Source organism: Caldimonas manganoxidans ATCC BAA-369 (assembly GCF_000381125.1).
Taxonomy (GTDB): domain Bacteria; phylum Pseudomonadota; class Gammaproteobacteria; order Burkholderiales; family Burkholderiaceae_C; genus Caldimonas; species Caldimonas manganoxidans.
The window spans coordinates 79980-98478 of record NZ_KB905932.1 but is presented as its reverse complement, the minus strand read 5'-3'; the positions used below and the strand labels follow the sequence as shown (position 1 = coordinate 98478).

Genomic DNA, 18499 nt, shown 5'->3' with positions numbered 1-18499 from the left:
GCGCATTGTGCACCGATCATTTTTTGTGTTGTGAAATGTCAGGCTGGGGCCCGGCTCAGGCGCTCCAGCGCATAGGCCAGCGCAAGCCGATAGCCGCTGGCGCCCAGGCCGCAGATCACGCCTTCGGCCAGGTCCGACAGGTAGGAGTGGTGGCGGAAGGGTTCGCGGCGGTGGATGTTGGACAGGTGCACTTCCACGAAGGGCAGGGCCACGGCGGCCAAGGCATCGCGCAGGGCCACGCTGGTGTGGGTGTAGGCCGCCGGGTTGATCAGGATGAAGCGGGTGCCATCCAGCCGGGCGGCATGGATGCGGTCGACCAGGGCTCCTTCATGGTTGCTTTGAAAGGCCACCAGGGTCTGGCCGTGATCTTGCGCCATCTTGACGAGATCAGCGTTGATCTGCTCCAAAGTGGTCGACCCATAGACCTGCGGCTCACGGGTGCCAAGCAAATTGAGATTGGGGCCATGAAGGACGAGGATCGACATGGGGTGGAAAGCGCGAACGCGCAAGTTGTGAGACGAAGGCGCAACTTTAAGCGCAAATCACGCCAAAAGTCGAGAAATTGTTTCAATTGACCTCGTCATGGGCATGGGGCCGGACGATGGGGCCGCGACCTCCGGCCAGTGCCTCAGGCCAGCGGCTGCACCCAACCGAGCAATTCATCGTAACTGGTTTCGCCCAGCTTTCGGTGCGTGATTTCACCGGAGGCATTCAGCGCCACGGTGAAAGGGAGGGCCCCCGAAGTGTTCCCGAGGGCCTTGGCCAGTTCGGTGCCGGCGAAGCCGGCGATGGCGATCGGAAAGCTCACCGGCACCTTGAGCAAGAACTCGCGCACGGCTTGCGGCTGGTCGATGGCCACGCCGAGCACCTGCCAGCCCTGGGCCCGATGGCCGCGGTAGAAGCGGTCGAGCTCGGGCATTTCTCTCACACACGGCGGGCACCAGGTGGCCCAGAAATTGACCACCAGCGGCCGGCCGGCGAACTGGCGCAGCGCCAGGGGGCTGCCCTCGGGGCTGTCGAAGGTCTGGGAAAACAAGGTGGTTGCGGCATGGGCGGCCGCCTCGGTGGGGCGCCATCGCCACCAGGCCAGTCCGGCTCCGGCCAGGGCGGCGGCCAGGGCCGCGCCGGCATATGAAAGGGCGTGTCGTCGGTTCATTCGCGTGCAGGCGTGTCGGGGTCGATCAGGGCGCGCAGGGCTGCCAGCGAGCCGCGCTCGCTGCGCCCGCGAGCGTCCCGGCGCAGGGCGCCGCGCAGGTCGTCGCGGTCGTAGATCCCCAAGTGCACGAGCACCGGCTGCGCGAGCGCGGCATGCCGGTCGGTGACGGTCAGCACGTCCACCGGCTCGCCGCGCCAGCCCTGGGCCCGCCCGACATCGTAGGGGATGCCCAGGTTGAGCAGGCTGATTTCGGCGGACTTGGGGTCGTCGCAATAGAGCTGGATCCAGATGTCGCTGTGGCGCGTGGCCGTGCCATTCCAGACGGCGCCGCTCAGGTGCGGGTCGAATTGGACCAGGCGTTCCATCCAGCGCAATGCCACGCTGCGCAGTGCGGCCAGCTCGGCCGGCTGGGTGTCGGCGCAAAAGAGCTCGATGTAGGCACGCACTTCCTCTTCGACCAGGTCGTTGTCGGGCAGCTCGACCGGAGCACTGCAGCGCGCCGCGACGAGTTTGGCGGCACGGCGCTTGGCCGGCCCGTATTCCATGCCGTCTTCGACGATGAGTCGGGCGGCGGTGGCGGCGATTTCGGCGGTGAGGGCGGAGGGAGGCATGGCAGTCAGACCCGTGGGACGGTGTGGAGGTTCACGGCAGGGTCACGGCGCTCATGCGCGCCAGGATGGTTTGCGCACGGCGCTGCAAGTAGGCCGAGTGTGGGCGCTGCTCGTAGCGGCGCGGCGCTGGCAGCATGACGGCCAGGCGGGCGGCCTGCCAGGGGGTGAGTCGATCGGCAGGGACGCCGAAGTAGTGCTGCGCGGCGGCCTCGGCGCCGAAGACGCCTTCGCCCCATTCCACGCTGTTGAGGTAGATCTCCAGGATGCGGCGTTTGCCGAGGAGGTGTTCGAGCATGTAGGTGATGACGATTTCCTGGCCCTTGCGCAGCAAGCTGCGCTCGCCGGAGAGGAAAAGGTTCTTGGCCAATTGCTGCGTGATGGTGGAGCCCCCGACGATGCGCACCGGCGGCTTGGCCGCTTCGGGACGGCGCCGGGCCAGGCGCTCGGCCCGCTCCAGGGCTTGCTGGTTGCGTTCCCAGGCACGCTCGATGGCGTCCCAATCCACGCCGTCGTGTTCGGCGAAGCTGGCATCTTCGGCCGCGATGACAGCCCGTTTGAGGTGGTCGGAGATGTCGTCGTAGGCGCGCCAAGCCTGCCGCCAGGGCAGACGACCTGTCTCCAGGGTGATGCGCCAAGCCTGGCTGCGTTGGAAGGTGGTGGACTGCGGATCGATGACGCGCATGAGGGCCACCCGCGCCAAGAAATACAACTGGAGCGACAGGGTGCAGACGAGCAAGAGGGCGATCAGACGCCAAGCCCAGTCGAGCATGCGACGCATGGCATGGGCTCCTCGGGTTCAGGCGGTCAGCCCGGTGCGCAATTCGCGCAGGACCTCGGCCGTGGGAGGGCGCACGCCGCGCCACACCTGAAAGGCTTCGGCGGCTTGTTCGACCAGCATGCCCAGGCCGTCGCGGGCGGTGGCACCATGCTCGCGCGCCCATTGCAGGAAGGCTTGGGCGGCCGGGCCGTACATCAGGTCCACGGCGACGGCGCCTGGGCCCAGCACGGCGGCCGAGACTGGGCTGCCTGCGCCTTGCAGGCTGGCGGCCGTGGCATTGAGCACGAGGCCGTAGCCGCTGCCGCAGTCGTCCAAGCCGCAAGCCCACAGCTCCACCTCATGGGCCTGGGCCCACGGGGCATGGCGCTGGACCAGGGCGCGGGCCTTGTCCGGGCTGCGGTTGGCCACCACCACCCGGCGCGGTCGCGCCGCCAGCAGCGGGCCCAGCACGCCGGCAGCGGCGCCGCCGGCGCCCAGCAGGAGCAGGTCGCGGCCGGCCAAATCGATGCCGGCGTTGTGTTGCAGGTCGTGCACCAGGCCGGCGCCATCGGTGTTGTCGCCGAACCAGCCGTCGGCATCGAAGCGCAGGGTGTTGACCGCTTGGGCCAGCATGGCGCGTGGGCTGCACCGTTGCGCCAGGTCGTGGGCCTCGAACTTGAAGGGCACGGTGACGTTGCAGCCGCGGCCGCCGGCGGCGGCGAAGTCGCTCACGGTGGCGGCCAAGCCGTCCAGCGGAGCGAGCACGCGCTCGTAGACGAGGCTTTGCCCGGTCAAAGCGGCAAAGCGTGCATGGATGTCGGGCGATTTGCTGTGGGCCACGGGGTGGCCGATGACCGCATAGCGGTCGGGGCGTTCGGCGGTGTCCATCAGTTGCCGGTCAAGGTGGTTTCCAGGGACTGCTCGCGCGTGAAACGAAAGCGCGAGACGACGACGATTTGGTCGGCCTTGGCGCGCATTTCGCGGGTGAAGGGGCCAAACGGGCTGGCTGCGTGCACGATGGCCACGGCCTGTCGATCCAGCACGGGTTGGCCGGAGCCTTGCACGATTTCGGTGTCCACCACACGCCCCTGGGCGTCGACGGTGACGATCATGGTGAGCTCGCCGTAGAGCTTTTTGCCTTGATGCTCCGGGAAGTTGCGTGTGCCACGGTCTTCGATTTTGCGGCGCAGCTGGTCGTAGTACAGCGCGTAGGCTTCTTCGCGGGTGCTGGGGCTGACGTAGCGGCGCTTGGGGCGTGAGTTTTCTTCGTTGATGCGCTTTTCGATCTCGGCCAGCATGCGCAGCAACTGGCGACGCTTGTCTTCGAGCGATCGGGCCTCCGGGCTGCCTTGGGCGTGGCGCGGGTCGGGCGCTGGCAGCTGGGCCAGCTCGCGTCGCAGGCTGGCCAGCAGGCGCTCTTGTTGCTCCATCAAGGATTCGATCTGGCGTTGCGCATCCTCCAGGGCGTTGCCCGTCTCCAGCATGGCCGACGGCGGCAGGGGCGAGCTGGCACGGCCGCGTTCGGCTTGGCCGCCGCCGGCGAGGTTGGCCTGGGCGATGGCTTGGGCATGTTCCGGGCGTTCGGCAGAGCGCGCATTGACGAGGATGACCTCCAGCGGGGTGTCCTCGAAGACGCGGTTGAAGGCTTCGGGATCGACGAAGCGCACGGTCAGCAACGCGGCATGCACGGCCAAGGAGATGGCCAGAGCGATCTGCAGGGTGCTGAGCTTCTTGAGCATGGCGGCGCGGTGTCGGGTCAGGCGGCCGCGTCGGCAGGGCCCGGGGGCGCTGCCGCAGGGTCGCCATCGTCGAGCTCGATGGCCAAGGCGATCGGGCCGGCAGCGGCCGTGTCGTCCTCGCTGTCATCGTCCACGGCCTCGGGAGGGATTTCATCGAGGCGCTCGATGAGATTGGCATGCACGTCCAGCGTGAGTTCATCCACCCCGGTGATGCGTACCCGCACATGGGCCCCGCGCGGCAGGTTCTCGGTGCCGGTGGCGCGCAAGACCAGCGGCAGGCTGTCGGCACGCACCAGCGCGTCCTTCAGCACGGTGGCGGTGAGCTCCTGAACATCGTTTTGCACGAGGTAGCGCAGCGTCCAGTAGCGCTCGATGCTGTGCTGGAAGTCGTTGTAGGCGGTGTAGGCGGCATCGAAGCCGGAGATCACCGAGAACAGCTCGGCATCCTTGGGCTTGAAAGGTGCAGCCAGCGCGGCGGTGCGGCCATGGCGAGCGCAGGCGATGATTTGCCACTGGTTGACGAGATCGACATAGCGGCGCAGCGGGGAGGTGGCCCAGGTGTATTGCTTGACTCCCATGCCCGCGTGCGGCAGCGGCTTGGTGCTCATGCGCACTTTCACACCAGGCAGCAGGCTGGCCTGGCTGCGGTAGATGCCGGGCACGCCGAGTTCGGCCAGCCAGCCGCCCCAGGTGGCGTTGGCCAGGATCATGGCCTCGGCCACGATCAGATCGAGCGGTTCGCCACGCTTGCGTGGGGTGATCCGCACGGTTTCCTGGCCGGTGGGTTCGCCGCCGTCATGGCCTTCGAGCTTGAAGCTGTAGTCGGGCCGGGTGAAGGTCTCGGGTTTGCCGCGCAGCACTTCCCGCTGGGTCTTGAGGTGGCGGGCCAGGCGCCAGCAGAACGCCAATTCGTCCGGGAACGGGTAGGTCGCCGGGGCGGTGCCGCTGAGGGTGTCGGCGGTGATCATGCCGTCGAGCCGGTCGTGGCGCAGGTTGGCGGCCATGGGCACGCGCTCCAAGCGCGTTTCGTGGCCACGGACTTCGAGCGTGGCTTCGTCGATCGTGAAATAGATCGACACGGCCGGGCAGTCGCGCCCTTCTTGCAAGGTGTAGGCCTGCACCACTGCGTCGGGCAGCATGGTGATCTTGTAGCCTGGCATGTACACCGTGGAGTAGCGGCTGCGCGCGATTTGATCCAGCGCATCGCCGGGCGTGATGGCCAGGCCGGGCGCGGCAATGTGCACGCCGAACACCACGGTGCCACTGCCCAGGCCTTGCACCGACAGCGCATCGTCGATTTCGGTGGTGGTCGAGTCGTCGATGCTGAAGGCCCGCACCGCGGCCACGGGCAGCGTCTCGGTGATGGCTGGGGCGCTGACGGCCGGAAAGCCATAGCCCTTGGGAAAGTGCTCGAACAGAAAGCGCCGCCAGTGAAACTGGTAGGGGCTGTCGATGGCGCCGGCGGCTTTGAGCAAGTCCAGCGGGCTGCGGTGGGTGCGTTTGCTGGCTTCGACGACGGCTTTGTATTCCGGGGCGTTTTTGTCGGGCTTGAACAGGATTTTGTAGAGCTGCTCGCGCACCGGCGCGGGGCACTGGCCTGCGACCAGTTCGGTGGCCCAGGCCTCGATTTGCGCCTGTTGTTGCCGCTTGCGCTCGATGGCCAGCAAGGCGGCCTTGACGGTGTCTTGGGGGGCCTTTTTGAAGCGGCCTTTTCCGACACGGCGGAAGTAGTGCGGTGCCTCGAACAGGCGCAGCAGTGCGGCGGCTTGCTGGACCGCGTCGGCGTGGGGGTCGAAATAGTCCTTCGCCAAATCGGCGAAGCCGAATTCGTCTTCGGGGGCGAACTCCCAGGCCAGATCGAGGTCGATCTCCTGAGACAAGGCTTGCGCCTGGGCGAGCAATTGGGCCGGGGCGGGCTGGTCGAATTGCAGCAGCACGTGGGCCGATTTGACTTTCACGCGCTTGCCGGACTCGAGCTCGATCTGCACCGAGGCCTCGGTCTGGGACATCACACGGCCGGCCAGGAATTTGCCGGCTTCTTCAAACAGGGCGAACATGCCCCGATTGTCGCCTGTCCGGGCCCCGATCTCAGATCGTGAGGCCGCCGCTGACTTCCAGCACCGCCCCGTTGACGTAGGAGGCCTCGTCGCTGGCCAGGAAGGCGTAGACGTTGGCGACTTCTTCGGGGCGCCCCAGGCGTTTGAGCGGCACGTCCTCGCGCATGGCGCTGAGCACCTTGTCCGGGATGGTGGCGAGGATGGGGGTTTCGATGAAGCCCGGCGCGACCGCATTGACGCGGATGCCCTTGGGGCCGAGTTCGCGCGACCAGGTTTTGGTGAAGCCGATCACACCGAACTTGCTGGCCGCGTAGTTGGTCTGGCCGTAGTTGCCATACAGGCCGACCACCGAGGAGGCATTGAGGATCACGCCGGCGCCTTGCTCGAGCATGGCCGGCAGCACGGCCTGCGTGCAGTGGAAGACGCCACGCAGGTTCACATCGATGACGCGGTCGAATTGTTCCAGCGTCATCTTCTGCAGCCGTGCGTCCTGCGTGATGCCGGCATTGTTGACCAGCACGTCGATGCGCCCCAGCCGCGCCAGCGCGACTTGGGCCATCGCCTGCACTTGTTCGCGCGAGGTCACGTCCACGACCAGGCCTTCGGCCTGGGCGCCCAGGGCGCGGCACTGCGCCACAGCGGCATCCACGGCCTCGCGGCGCATGTCGCACACCATCACGCGCGCACCTTCGCGGGCGAACTTCAGCGCCGTGGCCAGGCCGATGCCTTGGGCCGCGCCGGTGACGATGGCCGCTTTGTCTTGCAGTCTCATGCGTGCTCCAAGAAAGAAAAGATGTCGTCGATGTGGTCGGGAAAGCTGCTGAGGGCGTGGTCGCCGCCCTCCAGCACGGTCAGCCGGGTGCCGGCATAGCGCGCGGCCATCTCGCGCCAGTCCAGCACCTCGTCGCCTTGGGCCACCAGCACGAAATAGCGCTCGCCCCGGGTGATCGCCCCGGGAGTGAGGGCGCGCAGCTCCTCGATGTACTCGGCGCGGAACCAGAAGCGTTCCTCGCTGTGCCAGGCGGTGATCTCGCCGATGTAGCGAGCCAGATCACGCGCCGGGTCGACCGCAGGGTTGATGAGCACGGCCGGGCAGCCGAAGCGTTCGGCCGCCACCGTCGCGTAAAAGCCGCCGAGCGAGGATCCGATCACGGCGCGTCGATCGTGGGGCAGCCGCAGCAGCACGGATTCGATCAAGGACCATGCTTGCGCCGGCGATGGGGGCAATTGCGGGCAGTGCCAGCTCCAGTCTTCCCCTTGGGCTTGTCGCCGTGCGACGCACGCACCCATGTGCTGCGCTTTGGTCGAGCGTGGGGAGGAACGGAAGCCGTGGAGGTACAACAGGTCGCGGCGGGGCATCGGGACGACAAGGCCGGCGGCAAAGCGTCGCAGTCTAAGCCGGCCCAGCCCGCCCGGAACCATTCCTGGGGTTTGTTCTAGGGCCGAGTGTGAAAGGTTTTGCACCTGCTGCGGCCCGCAGTCGCGGCATGATGGGCGCATGTCTGCGAATGTCTCGTCAGTGCGCTGGGCCGTGATGTGGCTTGCCGCCAGTGTGGCCGGCTGTGCCGGCATCGGTGTGACCTCGCCGCAGGCCCCCGCACCGCCACCTGCGGCGGCCGCTTCGTCCCCCAGGCCGCCGGCTGGCGCCCTGCCGGCCTTCGAGGAGGTGGTCCGCGGCGCCACGCGCGAGGACGGCCACCTGCCGGTGTGGCGGCGCGAGGACAAGGTGTGGTTCGAGCTGGCGCCTGCGCAGCTGGGCCAGCCCTTGATGTTCAGCATCAACGTGGCCGGCGCGGTGGGCCAACGCGGCCTGTATGCCAGCCAGATGGGCCGCAGCTGGCTGGTGCAGTGGCGCCGGCAGGGTGACCGCATGCAGCTGGTGGCCTTGAACACGGCGGTTCGGGCCCCCGGGGATCCCGCGTTGAGCCGGGCCGTGGGCGAGGGCTATTCCGAGAGCTTGCTGGCGGCCATGCCGTTGGCCAGCGCGCCACATCCGCAGCGCCAGTCGGTGTTGGTCGATGCGAGTTTCTTGTTGGGCGATATCGGGGCCTACGGCAGCGCGATCGAGTCGGCATTCCGTCTGAGCTATACCTTGGATCGCGCCAATTCGCAGATCGAGCGCGTGCACCAGTCCGCGCAGTTGACCGCGGTGCGCGTGCGTCAGCACCACATGGTGGCGCGCATCCCGGTGCTGCCGGCGCCAGCGGCGGGCGCTGCCGCGGCGGCCGTGCCGACGCCGCCGACCGTGCTGCCCGATGCGCGCAGTTTCTTCATCGACTTGGTCTACAACTTCCTGGCCTTGCCCGCCGAGCCGATGCGTCCGCGCCTGGCCGATCCTCGGCTGGGTCATTTCACCCATGCGCACACCGACCTCAGCCGCGACCTGCCGGTGCCGCCCCGCGTGCATTACATCGCGCGCTGGCGGCTGGACAAGGCCGATCCCCAGGCCGAGCGCTCAGCGCCGCGCCAGCCCATCGTCTTTTGGCTGGACCGCAACATCCCCGAGCGCTACCGCGAGGCGGTGCGTGCAGGCGTGTTGGAATGGAACCGGGCGTTCGAGCGCATCGGCTTCATCGGCGCCATCGAGGTGCGTCAGCAAAGCGATGAGGCCGACTGGGAGGCCCTGGATGCGCGTCATGCCTCGATTCGTTGGTATGTGGGGGCGGATGCGGCCACGGCGCGCGGGCCGCACCATGCCGACCCGCGCACCGGCGAGATCCTGGATGCGGACATTGCGATCGCCGACCTGTTCGCCCGTGGAGCGCGGCGTTTCATCGTCGAGACGCCGCGCGCCAGCAGCGACGATCGGCTGGCCGAACTCACGGCGGCCTGGCGCGGGGAAGCCGCCCAGGGGGCCTGCCACTATGCCCGCGAGGTGGCGGCCGAAGCGCAGTTCGTCTGGGACTTGCTGGCAGCCCGTGGCCAGCTCGCGCCCGATGGCCCGCAAGCCGAGGCCTTCGTGCAGGCGGTGCTCAAAGACGTGGTCATGCACGAGGTGGGGCATGCGCTGGGCCTGAAGCACAACTTCAAGGCGTCCACCACGGTGTCTTGGGCGCGGCTGGGGGATGCCGCCTACACGGCCGAGCGCGGCATCTCGGGCTCGGTGATGGATTACAACGCCTACAACCTGGCGCCGGCCGGCCAGCCTCAGGGGGCCATCGTCAACACCACGCTCGGCCCCTACGACTATTGGGCCATCGAGTACGCTTACCGGCCCTTCGCGCCCGAGGACGAGGCACAGGGCTTGGCCCGCATCGCTGCTCGCAGTGGCGAGCCCGAATTGGCCTATGCCGATGACTTCGACGCCGGAGGCGTGGGTGGCTTCGAGGGTTTCGATCCGCTGGCCAACCGCTTCGACCTCGGGAACGACCCGCTGCGCTATTACGAGCGCCGCCTGGTGTTGTCGCAGGAGTTGTGGCAGCGTCTGCAAACGCGCCAACCCCAGCCGGGCGAGGATCCGCTGCGGGCGCGTCGCGCGATGATCAGCGGCTTTGGGCCGCTGCGCGTGGTGGCCGAGCTGGCCGCCAAGTACGTGGGGGGCATGGTGCAGGTGCGCGACTTGCCGGGGCCGCAAGCGCGGGCCACCTACACGCCGGTGGCCGCGCATGAGCAGCGCCGCGCGCTCACTTTCCTGACGCGGCATTTGTTCAGTGCCGACAATTTTCGGTTTCGCCCCGAGTTTTTGCGCCGTCTGCCCACCGATTACCTCGACCGCCATGTGGCCGGTCCGGTGTCGGTGCCCGAGCTGGTGCGTGGTGTGCAGTCGGCGGTGCTCGACCGTTTGCTGGGCGCGGGCACGGCCACACGGGTGCTGGAGGCGCCGCTGTATGCCAAGCCGGGCGAGCCGGTGCTGGGCTTGGACGAGGTTTACCGCACCGTGCAGCAGGCGGTGTGGAGCGAGCTGCGCACCGGGGGCGAGATTTCCTTGCTGCGGCGGCAGTTGCAGCGTGAGCATTTGCGGCGTGTGTCGGGCCTGCTCACGCGCGGCGGCACAGGCTGGCCTGCCGATGCCTTGAGTCTGCAGCGCCGCCTGGCGCGGCAGTTGTTGGGGGAGCTCGACCGGGCGCTGCGCCGCCCGGGGGGCTCGGAGAGCCTGCGGGCCCATTTGGAGGACAGCCGAGCGTTGTTGGCGCGTTCGCTGCAGGCGTCTTTGCTGCGGCAGCCTTGAGGCCAGGGCGCTCCTCAGGGCTGCAACCAGCGTGCGCCTTGGGCATCGAAACGGGCGCGGCGATGCCCGTCGGGGCGCAGCTCCAGCCAGTCCAGGCTGTCGATGCCTGCATAGATCACGCCGAAGTGTCCACGCTCCTCGCGGGACCAGGTCGCCAGCGTCGGGGCGTCGATCACGCTGCCCGGCGGCAAGGGCGACAGATAGTCCTGCGCCGAGGGCGAGAGCTTCATGCGGGCCCAGCGCGAGGACACGCTCACCCCCTGGGTGTCCAGGCTGAGCTGGACGCGGCAGCGCAGCTGCCAGCCCAGCGCGGCCGACCACATCACCACCGTGCCGGTGGGCCGCTGGCGCAGCTGGTCCACCTTGCCTGAGCGGGTGTCGGTATAGAACACCAGGGTGCGGGTCGGCACATCGACTTCGCGTAACACCACGACTCGGGCATCGGCCCCGTCGGACAGCCCGGTGGCCAAGACCGGCGTGCGCCAGGGGTGTTGGCGGTCGCGGGCCGCCTGCGCCAGTTCCTGCCACACCGCGGCCTCGATGGCGCCCAGTGCGCCGTCAGCTTCCGCGTGCCGACTCATGGGCGGTGCCTCAATGCTCGCGCCGCAGGGCCGGGAAGAGGATCACGTCGCGGATGCTGGGGCTGTCGGTCAGCAACATGACCAGCCGGTCGATGCCGATGCCGCAGCCGCCGGTGGGCGGCATGCCGTATTCGAGCGCCCGGATGAAGTCCGCGTCGTAATACATGGCCTCCTCGTCGCCGGCGGCCTTCTGGGCGGCTTGCGCCTGGAACCGTGCGGCCTGGTCCTCCGCATCATTGAGCTCCGAAAAGCCGTTGGCGATTTCTCGGCCGGTGATGTAGAGCTCGAAGCGCTCGGTCTTGGACGGGTCGGTGTCGGAGGCGCGCGCCAACGGCGAGACCTCCACCGGGTGGTCGATGATGAAAGTGGGCTCCCACAGCTGGTCTTCCACCAGCGCCTCGAAGACGGCGAACTGCAGTTGCGCCAGTCCCCAATGAGACGGTGCGTCTTGGCCCAGCCGTTTGAGCTCTTCGCGCAAGAAGGCAGGGTCGTCCAATTGGGCGGGGCTCAGACGGGGCGCGTATTGGAGCAGGGCATCGCGAATGCTCAGGCGCGCAAAAGGCGGCTCCAGGTCCACCACGCGGCCCTGGTAGGTCAGAGTGGCCGAGCCGGTGGCGTCTCGCGCGGCCTGGCGGATCAGCGTCTCGGTGTAGTCCATCAGATCATGGTAGTTCCAATACGCGGCATAGAACTCCATCATCGTGAACTCGGGGTTGTGGCGCACCGAGATGCCTTCGTTGCGGAAGTTGCGGTTGATCTCGAACACCCGCTCGAAGCCGCCGACGATCAGCCGCTTGAGATACAGCTCTGGCGCGATGCGCAGGTACATGTCCTGGTCCAGCGCGTTGTGGTGCGTCACGAAGGGCTTGGCGTTGGCGCCTCCCGGAATGGGATGCAGCATGGGCGTCTCCACTTCCAGGAAGCCGTGGCCGGTCATGAAGTCGCGGATGGCGCTCACGGTCTTGCTGCGCGCGATGAAACGGCGTCGCGCCTGCTCATCGGTCATCAGGTCCACGTAGCGCTGCCGATACTTCTGTTCCTGATCGGTCATGCCGTGGAACTTGTCCGGCAGCGGACGCAGGCTCTTGGTGAGCAAGCGCAGCCGCCGCACGTGCACCGACAGCTCGCCCGTCTTGGTCTTGAAGAGCTGGCCTTCGGCGCCGAGGATGTCGCCCAGATCCCAGTGCTTGAAGGCGGTATAGACCTCCTCTCCCACGCCATCTCGGGTGACGTACAGCTGCAGGCGGCCGGTGGCATCTTGCAGCGTGCAAAAGCTCGCTTTGCCCATCACGCGCTTGAGCATCATGCGTCCGGCCACGCTCACGTTCAGCGCCAACGGCTCGAGCTCTTCGTTGGATTTGTCGCCATACTGCTGGAGCAGGCCGGCCGCCCGGTGCTGGGGCTTGAAGTCGTTCGGGAAGGCCACGCCCTGCCGGCGAATCGCAGCGAGCTTCTCGCGACGCTCGGCAATCAGCTGGTGGGTGTCGGTGGCCGGGGCGGCAGCCTCGGCGGCAGCAGGCGTCGCACGGTCGGTCATGGTGGGCAGCGTAACGGCGGGAAACCGGCGATTTTACCGGGCCAGCGCACGTATCATCCGGGCGGTTCCCGCCGCTCGTCGCCCCTGCACTGTGCCTGCTCGCCCAATGCCTGCTTCCCTGACCCGCTCGGCCCTCAGCCATTTCCTGTGCCGACTGGCGGCCGTGGGGCTGGGCTTGGTCTTGTTGGGCCTGGTGGCTCGCCAGGGTCCGCAAGAGCAAGGGGTGTTCTCGTTGCTGGTGGCCACCGAGGCCGTGTATGCGGCCATGTTTTCCGGCTTCGGTCTGGTGGTGGCCCGCCAGGTGTCGCACCACCGCGAAGCCGCCGCCCGCTGGCTGGGGGGGGCGCTGGGGCTGGCGGTGGTCGCCGGCGGCGTCGCGGCGCTGGTGTTCGCGGTGGCCGGCTGGGCATGGTCGCAGGCGCCCGCCTACCGCTATCTGCCGGCTTTGGCCTGGGCCGCGTCGGCACTGCTGCTGACGCCCACCGTCTCGGGGCTGTACCTGGGGCTGGGGCGCATGGGTCCGATCAACGTCCTCACGGTGGCGCCGCCGGCGCTGGCGCTGCTGGTGCTGGCGGTCTGGGCCTGGGCCGATCAAGCGCTCAGTCTGTGGGCGGTCATGATCGCCTGGTTGGGCGCGCGCGTGTTCGTGGGTCTGGTCGGTGCGGCCTGGGCCTGGCGCGAGCAGCGCGTCCAGGCGCTGCACTGGTCGGCATGGCGCACCCAGGCGGGTTTTTGTGCCGTGCTGGGCCTGACCAATCTGATCAGCTGGCTCAATTACCGTGTCGATCTGTTCATCGTCGAAGCCTACGGCGGCCTGTCTTCCACCGGCGTGTACGCGGTGGCCGTGACGGTGACGGAGTTGCTGTGGTTCATCTCCTCCTCGGTGAGCGCTGCGGCCTATGGTCGCATCGGGCAACCCGAGCCGGCGGCCGCCGCCGCGCTGACCCTGCGGCTGGTGCACCTCAATCTGGCGGTGCTGTCGATCGCTGCGCCCGTGCTGTTGGCCCTGGCGGCCTGGGTCTTGCCACGGGTGCTGGGCGCCCCCTACGCCGAGGCCGTGCCTCTGATGCTGTGGCTGCTGCCCGGCGTGTGGGCCTATGGGTGCGCCTCCACGCTGTCGGCCTACTACACCAATTTCCTGGGCAAGCCGCGCTTGTCGGCTGCGGTGGCGGGCTTGTCGTTGCTGATCAATCTGGCGGCCTGCCTGTGGCTGGTGCCGCGTTGGGGTGCCACGGGCGCGGCCGTGGCCACCTCGCTGTCCTATGGGCTGGCCATGGTCTGGGGGGTGGCGCTGTTTCGTCGGCATGCCGGCCTGCGCTGGCGCGATCTGCTGCGGCCGTGCCGGTAGACTGTTGCGCCTGTTGCTCGCCCATGATGCCGATCAAGTCCTGGATCCTGCGAACCCTGCGCGCGCTGCTGCGGCCGCGCATGCTCTACGGCCATCGCCACCCCAGCGGGGCGTGGTTGGCCCACACCCGCATTGGCAGCAGCACCGAACTGGAAAGCCCCGAACTCCTGGACCTGGGCGATCATGTGTTCATCGGACATCACAATTTCATCGATGCATCGGGCGGTCTGAAAATCGGCGAAGGCACCCAGATCACCAATCACGTCTCGGTGCTCACGCATTCGAGCCACCGCGCCTTGCGCTTGATGGGGCGGGATTACTTCGGTCATCCGCAGCCCCTGGGATTCGTGCGTCGATCGACGGAGATTGGTCCGTACTGCTTCATCGGGCCCCACAGCGTCATCATGCCCGGCACTCGCCTGGGCCGCGGGGTGCTGGTGCGCGCCTTCAGCTATGTGGACGGTGAGTTTCCGGACTACGCCATCGTGGCCGGTCAGCCGGCCCGCGTGGTGGGCGATGTGCGGCAGGGCGATGCGGCCTGGGTCGAGCCTCACCCGCAGATCCGGTCGACCTATTGCGGACAAGGCTGGCCAGGCCGATGAGCGCGCCCCACTTGTTGTTCGTCGCCGATGCCACCAGCGTGCACACCCGCCGCTGGGTGGGTGCGATCGCACAGCGCGGCTTTCGCTGCAGCGTGATTTCCCGCCTGGATGGCGAAGTGCCGGGGGCGCAGGTCCATGCCTTGAACACCCCGCCGGGGCGCTGGCCCTGGTTTGCCGCCTTGCCGAGGGTGCGTGCGCTGGCCGGCCAGCTGCAGCCCGACCTGGTGCATGGCCACTATCTCACTTCTTACGGATTCTGGGCGGCCAGCCTGGGGCGGCATCCCTTGGTCCTGTCGGCCTGGGGCTCGGACGTGTTGGTCAGTCCGCGCCACAGCCGCCTGGTGCGCGCGCTCACCGGCTGGACCCTGCGCCGTGCCGACCTCGTCACGGCCGACAGCCGCGACATGCTCGAGGCCATCGCCGCGTACCGCCCCCGTGCAGCCTTGCACCAGGTGCTATGGGGCGTGGACACGACCAAGTTCGTCGCCGTGCACAAGACCGCCACTCCTTTGCGTCTGGTGAGCCTGCGCAACTGGGAACCCAACTACCGCATCGATCTCGTCTTGCACGCAGCGGCTCAATTGCGCGAGCGCCGTCCGGGGCTGTCCTTCGAATTGCATTTGTGCGGTGGCGGCCCGCTGGAGGCCGAGCTGCGCGCCCAGGCCCAGGCCCTGGGTGTGGACGGTGTGGTGCGCTGGCATGGCCGTGTCGATGAAGACCGCCTGGCCGAGATCGTGCGCAACGCCCATTTGGCCGTGTCCGTGCCAGAAAGCGATGCCACCTCGGTGGCGTTGCTGGAAGCCATGGCCGCTGGGCTGGCCGTGATCGTCAGCGACTTGCCGGCCAACCGGCAGTGGGTCGATGGCCGGGGCGGCCGGCTGGTGCCGGCGGGCGATGGGCAGGCGCTGGCGCAGGCCCTGGTCGAGCTGGCCGCCGACGTCCAGACCCTGGAGGCCATGGGCCGCCACAACCGCCGTCGGGTCGTGCCCGAAGTGTCGCGCGACGAACAAATGGACCGCATGGCCGCGCTGTACCGTGAGCTGCTGACCCAGGGAGGCCGTTGATGCCCACCGTCTCGGTCATCGTGCCTTGCCGCAACGAGCGCGCCCACTTGGAGGCGTTCTGCACCTCGCTGCGGGCCCAGCAGTTGCCCGAGGGCTGGACGATGGAAGTGCTGGTGGCCGATGGCCACAGCGACGACGGCAGCCGGGCCTGGCTGGAAGACCATGCCCAACGCTTCGGGCTGCGCGTCATCGACAATCCCCAACGCATCGTCTCCAGCGGCTTGAACCGCGCGCTGGCGGTCAGTCGGGGGGAAGTGATCGTGCGCATGGACGTGCACACCACGTATGCCACAGACTACATCGCGCAATGCCTGGCGGCCTTGCAGGCCAGCGGCGCGGACAACGTCGGGGGCCCATGGCGGGCGCAGGGCGAAGGCGATCTGTCCTCGGCCATTGCGGCGGCCTTTCAGTCGCGTTGGCTGGCCGGCGGCGCCCGCTCACGCCAGCTGGATTACACCGGCTGGGTCGATACCGTCTATTTGGGGTGCTGGCCGCGAGCCACTTTCGAGCGCTTTGGCGACTTCGACGAGACCCTGGTGCGCAACCAAGATGACGAACACAATCTGCGCATCACCCGTGGCGGGGGGCGCATCTGGCAATCGGCAGCCATCCGCTGCGCCTACCGTCCGCGCAACAGCCTGGGGGCCTTGTGGCGGCAGTATCAGCAGTATGGCTATTGGAAGCCCTTCGTGATCCGCAAACATCGGGGGGCCGCGTCCTGGCGACATTGGGTGCCGGCGGCTCTGGTGTGGGGCCTGGTCGGCAGCCTGCCAGCGGCCTGGTTGGGGGCGGCATGGGTGGGCGCGCTGGTGCCCGGGCTGTACCTGGCCGCGGTGTGGGTCGCTGCGCTGTGCATTGCGGCGCGCAGTCGCTGGGCTCACCTGCCTTGGCTGTTGCTGGTGATACCGACATACCACCTGAGCTATGGCCTGGGCTTCCTGCTGGGCGCCTTCGATGCCTGGGGCCGAGGCCGGCCCCGCGCAAGCATGGGGCGGCTGAGCCGTTGAGGATGCGATGACTGCCCCTGCCGAACTGGAGGCCGTGCGCGTGCGCTATGCCCGCCGCATGCCTGACGATCCCCGCTACAGCCTGCTCGACCCGGCGGCCTTGGCGGCATGGCAGGAGCGCCAGCGTGCCATCGCGGCCTTGTTTCGGCGCCTGGGGTGGCACGACCTCTCACGGCGCTGCCTGGTCGAAGTCGGCTGTGGCACCGGCGGTCTGTTGCTCGACGCCTTGCTGCTGGGCTTCGACCCTGCGCATCTCATCGGCCTGGAATTGTTGGCCGAGCGGGCTGAACGCGCACGTCGGCGCCTGCCGGCGGCGCTGCGGGTGCTCATCGGCGATGCCAGCCAAGCCCCGGTGGCGCCAGCCAGCCAGGACGTGGTGATGCAATCCACCGTGTTTTCATCGTTGCTGGACGACGCCGCGCAGCAGGCCTTGGCCGAGGCCATGTGGCGCTGGGTGCGCCCCGGCGGCGGCGTGCTGTGGTATGACTTTACCGTGGACAACCCGCGCAACCCGGACGTGCGCGGGGTGCCCTTGCGGCGGGTGCGCGCGCTGTTTCCCTGCGGGCACGTCCACGCCCGCCGGCTCACCCTGGCCCCGCCGCTGGCCCGCGCCCTCGTGCGTCTTCATCCGTCTGCCTACACTGTGGCCAATGCGCTGCCCTGGCTGCGCACCCATGTCCTGGCCTGGATTGCCAAACCCGCATGAACACCGCTGCCCCGCCTTTTCTGCCCTTCGCGCTGCCGGAGATCGGCGAAGACGAGATTGCCGAGGTTGTTGATACCCTGCGCTCGGGTTGGATCACCACCGGTCCCAAGGCGCGCCGCTTCGAGGACGCTTTTGCCGCCTATCTGGGCGATGCCGGCTTGCACTGCATTGCGGTGAACTCCGCCACGGCCGGCTTGCATCTGGCCCTCGAAGCGCTGGGCATCGGTCCTGGCGATGAGGTCATCACCACCACGCACACCTTCACCGCCACGGCCGAGGTGGTGCGCTACCTCGGGGCCGACGTGGTCTTGGTGGACATCGACCCGGCCACGCTCAATCTCGATCCGGCGGCGGTGCAGGCGGCCATCACCCCCCGCACCAAGGCCATCATTCCGGTGCACTACGCGGGGCTGGCAGCGGACATGCCGGCGCTGACGGCCCTCGCGCGCCGGCATGGCTTGAGCATCGTCGAGGACGCCGCCCACGCGCTGCCGGCCACCTGTGGCGGCCGACTCGTGGGCACGCTCGACAGTGATGCGACGGTGTTCAGTTTTTACGCCAACAAAACCATCACCACGGGGGAGGGCGGCATGCTGGTCACGCGCCACGAAGCGCTGGCTCGCCGCGCCCGTGTGATGCGCTTGCATGGCATCGACCGCGATGCCTTCGACCGCTTCACGGCCCCGCGTCCGAGTTGGTATTACGAAATCGTCGCACCGGGCTTCAAGTACAACCTGAGCGACATCGCCGCTGCGCTGGGCCTGCACCAACTCAAGCGCGCCGATGCCTTTCAACGGCGCCGTCAGGCGCTGGCCGAGCGCTACGACGCCGCGTTGGCCGACCTGCCGGTGATGCTGCCGCCGCGGCCCGCGCAGGGCGAGCGCCATGCCTGGCATCTCTACGCGCTGCGCCTGCGCGAGGACGCCCCCCTGGGGCGCGATGCGCTGATCGACCGGCTCTACGCCAAGGGCATCGGTTGCAGCGTGCATTACATCCCCTTGCATCTGCATCCCTATTGGCGCGATCGCTACGGGCTGCGTCCCGAGCAGTTCCCGCACAGCCAGCGGGCCTTCGAGACCTTGCTGAGCCTGCCGCTGTATACCCGCATGCGCGAGTCCGACGTCGACCGTGTGACCGAGGCTGTGCGCGAAGCCTTGCGAGACTGA

The 18499-nt window shown here is 68.2% G+C and carries 18 protein-coding genes; 7 read left to right on the top strand and 11 right to left on the bottom strand.

The window, feature by feature from the left end:
- Positions 1–38 precede the first annotated feature (38 nt).
- From aroQ to F615_RS0103400, 9 genes are all read right to left on the bottom strand, one after another.
- The gene (gene aroQ / locus F615_RS0103440; RefSeq protein WP_019559776.1) at positions 39–485 is read right to left on the bottom strand and encodes a type II 3-dehydroquinate dehydratase; all 447 of its coding nucleotides are present in this window, start codon (positions 483–485) and stop codon (positions 39–41) included.
- 143 nt (positions 486–628) lie between these two features.
- Entirely contained in the window at positions 629–1156 is a 528-nt protein-coding gene (locus tag F615_RS17700) for a TlpA family protein disulfide reductase (protein ID WP_019559775.1), read from the bottom strand.
- The gene (locus tag F615_RS0103430) at positions 1153–1767 is read right to left on the bottom strand and encodes a hypothetical protein (RefSeq protein ID WP_019559774.1); all 615 of its coding nucleotides are present in this window, start codon (positions 1765–1767) and stop codon (positions 1153–1155) included. The genes F615_RS17700 and F615_RS0103430 overlap by 4 nt, the downstream gene beginning before the upstream one ends.
- A gap of 31 nt (positions 1768–1798) precedes the next feature.
- Positions 1799–2545, bottom strand: a complete 747-nt coding sequence (gene mtgA / locus F615_RS0103425) for a monofunctional biosynthetic peptidoglycan transglycosylase (RefSeq protein WP_019559773.1) — start codon at positions 2543–2545, stop codon at positions 1799–1801.
- 18 nt (positions 2546–2563) lie between these two features.
- Positions 2564–3412, bottom strand: coding sequence for a shikimate dehydrogenase (gene aroE / locus F615_RS0103420; RefSeq protein WP_019559772.1), 849 nt, complete (start codon positions 3410–3412; stop codon positions 2564–2566).
- On the bottom strand, positions 3412–4263 hold the full coding sequence (locus F615_RS0103415; protein WP_019559771.1) for an energy transducer TonB: 852 nt from the start codon (positions 4261–4263) through the stop codon (positions 3412–3414). Before F615_RS0103415 ends, aroE begins: the two co-directional genes overlap by 1 nt.
- Before the next feature lie 17 nt (positions 4264–4280).
- The gene (locus tag F615_RS0103410) at positions 4281–6320 is read right to left on the bottom strand and encodes a ribonuclease catalytic domain-containing protein (RefSeq protein WP_019559770.1); all 2040 of its coding nucleotides are present in this window, start codon (positions 6318–6320) and stop codon (positions 4281–4283) included.
- Positions 6321–6351: 31 nt separating this feature from the next.
- Entirely contained in the window at positions 6352–7092 is a 741-nt protein-coding gene (gene fabG / locus F615_RS0103405; protein ID WP_019559769.1) for a 3-oxoacyl-ACP reductase FabG, read from the bottom strand.
- On the bottom strand, positions 7089–7679 hold the full coding sequence (locus F615_RS0103400; protein ID WP_019559768.1) for a YqiA/YcfP family alpha/beta fold hydrolase: 591 nt from the start codon (positions 7677–7679) through the stop codon (positions 7089–7091). Before F615_RS0103400 ends, fabG begins: the two co-directional genes overlap by 4 nt.
- A 139-nt stretch (positions 7680–7818) precedes the next feature.
- Here F615_RS0103400 and F615_RS0103395 point away from each other — a divergent pair, with 139 nt between their 5' ends.
- On the top strand, positions 7819–10488 hold the full coding sequence (locus F615_RS0103395) for a zinc-dependent metalloprotease (RefSeq protein WP_019559767.1): 2670 nt from the start codon (positions 7819–7821) through the stop codon (positions 10486–10488).
- A 14-nt stretch (positions 10489–10502) separates the two neighbouring features.
- Here F615_RS0103395 and F615_RS0103390 read toward each other — a convergent pair whose 3' ends face one another.
- Together F615_RS0103390 and lysS are read right to left on the bottom strand one after the other, a co-directional pair.
- Positions 10503–11069, bottom strand: coding sequence for a pyridoxamine 5'-phosphate oxidase family protein (locus F615_RS0103390; RefSeq protein ID WP_019559766.1), 567 nt, complete (start codon positions 11067–11069; stop codon positions 10503–10505).
- Positions 11070–11079: 10 nt separating this feature from the next.
- Positions 11080–12606: a lysine--tRNA ligase gene (lysS, locus tag F615_RS0103385; RefSeq protein WP_019559765.1), complete on the bottom strand. Its 1527-nt coding sequence runs from the start codon at positions 12604–12606 to the stop codon at positions 11080–11082.
- A 106-nt stretch (positions 12607–12712) separates the two neighbouring features.
- Here lysS and F615_RS17695 point away from each other — a divergent pair, with 106 nt between their 5' ends.
- The 6 genes from F615_RS17695 to F615_RS0103355 are packed head-to-tail and all read left to right on the top strand — an operon-like array spanning position 12713 to position 18499.
- On the top strand, positions 12713–13954 hold the full coding sequence (locus F615_RS17695; protein WP_019559764.1) for an MATE family efflux transporter: 1242 nt from the start codon (positions 12713–12715) through the stop codon (positions 13952–13954).
- 23 nt (positions 13955–13977) lie between these two features.
- Positions 13978–14556, top strand: coding sequence for an acyltransferase (locus tag F615_RS0103375; RefSeq protein ID WP_019559763.1), 579 nt, complete (start codon positions 13978–13980; stop codon positions 14554–14556).
- Positions 14553–15620 (top strand): glycosyltransferase, encoded by a 1068-nt coding sequence (locus F615_RS0103370; RefSeq protein ID WP_019559762.1) that lies wholly within the window; start codon positions 14553–14555, stop codon positions 15618–15620. The genes F615_RS0103375 and F615_RS0103370 overlap by 4 nt, the downstream gene beginning before the upstream one ends.
- Positions 15620–16627, top strand: a complete 1008-nt coding sequence (locus tag F615_RS0103365; protein ID WP_019559761.1) for a glycosyltransferase family 2 protein — start codon at positions 15620–15622, stop codon at positions 16625–16627. Before F615_RS0103370 ends, F615_RS0103365 begins: the two co-directional genes overlap by 1 nt.
- Positions 16628–16634: 7 nt before the next feature.
- Entirely contained in the window at positions 16635–17333 is a 699-nt protein-coding gene (locus F615_RS0103360; protein ID WP_019559760.1) for a class I SAM-dependent methyltransferase, read from the top strand.
- Positions 17330–18499 (top strand): DegT/DnrJ/EryC1/StrS family aminotransferase, encoded by a 1170-nt coding sequence (locus tag F615_RS0103355; RefSeq protein WP_019559759.1) that lies wholly within the window; start codon positions 17330–17332, stop codon positions 18497–18499. Before F615_RS0103360 ends, F615_RS0103355 begins: the two co-directional genes overlap by 4 nt.